The organism is Marinobacter iranensis (assembly GCF_029207565.1).
Classification (GTDB): Bacteria; Pseudomonadota; Gammaproteobacteria; order Pseudomonadales; family Oleiphilaceae; genus Marinobacter; species Marinobacter iranensis.
Map to the genome: position 1 here is coordinate 1 of NZ_JANCMW010000394.1, position 238 is coordinate 238.

General features: G+C 68.1%; 1 protein-coding gene. It reads left to right on the forward strand.

The window, feature by feature from the left end; genetic code table 11:
* Positions 1-238, forward strand: a 238-nt coding sequence (locus NLU14_RS22855; protein ID WP_275710921.1) for a hypothetical protein, incomplete at both ends; no start/stop codon positions are given.

A 238-nucleotide genomic window follows, 5' to 3' on the forward strand; every position in this document is an offset into this window, starting at 1 on the left:
CACCGCGGGCGGCACGATCAATGGCGGCAGCACCGGCATCCAGGTGAATGCCGCCCTGACCGGCCAGAGCAGCACCGTGACGGTGGGCGCCGCGATCGGCAACTCGACGCGCCCGAGCTCCGGCGTGGTGTTCCAGGGCACCGGCGTGGTCGGCGGCACCAACACCGTCAACGCAAACGCCAATATCAGCAGCGGCACCGGCTTCGCCGCGATCGGTTCCAACACCATAAACACGGAT